The organism is Peptoniphilus sp. (assembly GCF_022767005.1).
GTDB lineage: Bacteria > Bacillota > Clostridia > Tissierellales > Peptoniphilaceae > Peptoniphilus_A.
In genome coordinates, this window is record NZ_JALEOV010000091.1 from 1 (window position 1) to 2,727 (window position 2,727).

Consider the following 2,727-nt stretch of genomic DNA (forward strand, 5'->3'; position numbering starts at 1 on the left):
GTTAAGGGCGAAAGTATGATAAACGCAAATATATTCGACGGAGACATTGTTTTTATTAGAAAACAACCTACTCTGGAAAATGGAGAAATAGGAGCAATCCTACTAGACAATGAAGCAACTTTAAAAAGGTTTAGCAAAACAAATAATAGTGTAATCCTACAAGCAGAAAACCCAAGCATGACGGATTGGCCTAGAGTTTACACAAGTGGCAATATACGAGTTTTAGGAAAATTAGTAGGTGTATATAGCAAAAAAGAATAGAGAGTGCAGTGCGCAAGCACTCTCTAATTTACTATTTTAATTTTAGGAGCGGTAAAAATGAAAATGGGAATGCGAAAACCTAGCATTAAAAAATCTTTTAAAGCTAGAACAACTTCTAAATATAAGAGAGCAGCAAAAAGAGCAATAAACCCAACTTATGGAAAAAAAGGCATGGGATTAATAAATGATCCAAAGAAATCTGTATATAATAAAGTTTATAACAAAACCACAGTTGGACTTAATGATGTAATTTCTTCAACAAAAAATAATACGGAAGATAAGTCAATGTTAAATACTGAACAAGAAGTAAGCGCTGTCACTTCCCCTGATAATGACACTATTTATAATAAAAATGGTGATTTAGTTATTATAATGGACACCATGCTTTTAAAAGCTTCAGAAAAAATTGATACTAATATTAATTTATCATTTGATGACATAAGTGAAATTCTTATAGAAGACAATGTAGTCACAATCTACGATAATAAAAATAGAGTATTTTTTGAAGGTGATTTGACTAAAAATAATAAAGAAAAAGTCTATAAACTCTATAAAAAGATTAATAAATCAAACAATTTACCTTACAGGTCTTACTATGAAGTTATTTACGATAAACCAAGAGGAACTTCGGAAAGAAATTTAAAGATATTTAAGTTTGCTATATTACCATTAACCGTAATATATTTTCTTCTGTATTTGGCAATCCAAAGTAAATGGATTTTAATAGTCATGATACTTTTTTTAATAATATTTTTTAATGGTATTAGAACAAACGATTATAAAAATTAAAAAAAAAAGAGGACGTGACAAGCACATCCCCTAATAAAGTGTTATAAATAACGCTTTTACCTTTGCAAAACAATTATACCACATTTGTTTAATTAATTCTATTAGATTGATTTTTTGTATCCTATTTAGGAGGCAAAATGGCAATCAAAGACTTAGGTGGCGGTCGCTACCAAATACGAATTGATAAGAAAGATTATAGCACAGGCGCAAGGAAAACAAAAACCTTGACCCTAGAAACTGAACTTACTGGTAGACAACTAGATGCTTTGTTGTTTACCAAGGAAGCCGTGTTAGAAAGAGAGGTAGATAAAGAATTAAATGAAGTTTCCAACCCTGGAGACTTAAATTTAAAAGATTACTTTGAAAAGATATTTATAAAAAATAAAAAGCGTGAGCAAAACACTATCGACTGGTATGTAAGATACCTAAGAAATAGAACTTATACTTTTTTTGGCAACAAGAAAATTAAGACTATAAGTAACTTAGATGTAAAAAACTTTTTCTCTATGCTTGATAATGCTAAAAAAGCTAATGGCAAGCCATTGTCACAAAAAACTAAGAAACATTATTTGACAGTCTTAAAAGCAATTTTTGAGGACTGCGTCGATAGAGATCTCATGAATAAAAACCCTGCAAGTAAAATTCAAGTTAATGTACCCAACAGGCCCTTGTCTGTATCTAAGTTTTACACTCCAGATGAGTTAAAAGAAAACTTAGAAAAGCTGTCAGAGTATGCTACTACTGATAAATTAACTTATTTTGTCCTATCCTATGTCTGCGGCTTTAGACCTGCTGAAATTATGGGACTAGTATGGAATAAAGTTAGCTTTGAAAGAAAAGAGATCCTGGTGGACAAGTCTTTAGCAGCTACAACAAAGGGATACATCTATAAAAGCACAAAAAACGAGAATGTCAGGACTTCAATTTTGACTGACTATGCACTGTCGCTTTTAAAAGTCCATAAAAATAACGAGAAAATGAAATATGCAGAATTAAAATTAAAAATTCCTTTTGAAGAAAACTATGTCTTTACCTTAGACGATGGATCACATTGGGGCAAAGGAAAATTCCGAGATTTCTGGTGTAAGTTTTGCAAAAAACATGGATTAAGATATATACCGCCTTATGGACTAAGACATACAAGTGCAACTCTGCTAGCCTATGCAAATGTCCCTTTGCCAAGCATAGCTAAGCATTTGGGAGACTACAGCATAGAGTCAGCTCAAAAATATATACACGCAGTTGAGGATAACCGAGATATATATGAGAGTGCCTTTGACTTACCAAACAGAGTTAAAGTTAAGAAAAAGGATAATGTAATATCTTTTTAAAAAGTGGATACTTTTTTACAAACAAACTTTTAAAAGGCTTAAAATAAAGAATCCATTCTAAAAAAAGTGGACATTTGGTGTGGATTTTGGCAAAAATAGACGACAAAAAAACAATATTACACGAGAATAAAAAAATCGTGTATCACTGTAAACCGCTTAAAATACAAACAAACGATAATTTACAATAATACACGATAACATAAAATGGTGCTAAAGGTGGGACTTGAACCCACACGATCTTGCGACCGCCAGATTTTGAGTCTGGTGCGTCTGCCAATTCCGCCACTCTAGCAAAAAAAGAAGTGTCTAAGACACTTCAATATATTGTGGGGTGGATAGTGGGAAT

The 2,727-nt window shown here is 31.8% G+C and carries 3 protein-coding genes and 1 tRNA gene; 3 read left to right on the forward strand and 1 reads right to left on the reverse strand.

The window, feature by feature from the left end; translation table 11 throughout:
• From MR285_RS06760 to MR285_RS06770, 3 genes are all read left to right on the forward strand, one after another.
• Positions 1–261: S24 family peptidase (locus MR285_RS06760; RefSeq protein ID WP_293559334.1), on the forward strand; the 261-nt coding region annotated here is incomplete at its 5' end.
• A 57-nt stretch (positions 262–318) separates the two neighbouring features.
• Positions 319–1,050 carry a hypothetical protein gene (locus tag MR285_RS06765; protein WP_293559338.1) on the forward strand — a complete coding sequence of 244 codons (732 nt, stop codon included), beginning with the start codon at positions 319–321 and terminating at the stop codon, positions 1,048–1,050.
• Positions 1,051–1,187: 137 nt separating this feature from the next.
• Entirely contained in the window at positions 1,188–2,381 is a 1,194-nt protein-coding gene (locus tag MR285_RS06770; RefSeq protein ID WP_293559336.1) for a site-specific integrase, read from the forward strand.
• A gap of 205 nt (positions 2,382–2,586) precedes the next feature.
• Here MR285_RS06770 and MR285_RS06775 read toward each other — a convergent pair.
• Positions 2,587–2,673 (reverse strand) — tRNA-Leu (locus tag MR285_RS06775).
• Positions 2,674–2,727 lie beyond the last annotated feature (54 nt).

Bases quoted from the DNA above. Each gene is read 5' to 3' on its own strand.
- MR285_RS06765 (WP_293559338.1), top strand. From the start codon at position 319: ATGAAAATGGGAATGCGAAAACCTAGCATTAAAAAATCTTTTAAAGCT.
- MR285_RS06770 (WP_293559336.1), top strand. From the start codon at position 1,188: ATGGCAATCAAAGACTTAGGTGGCGGTCGCTACCAAATACGAATTGAT.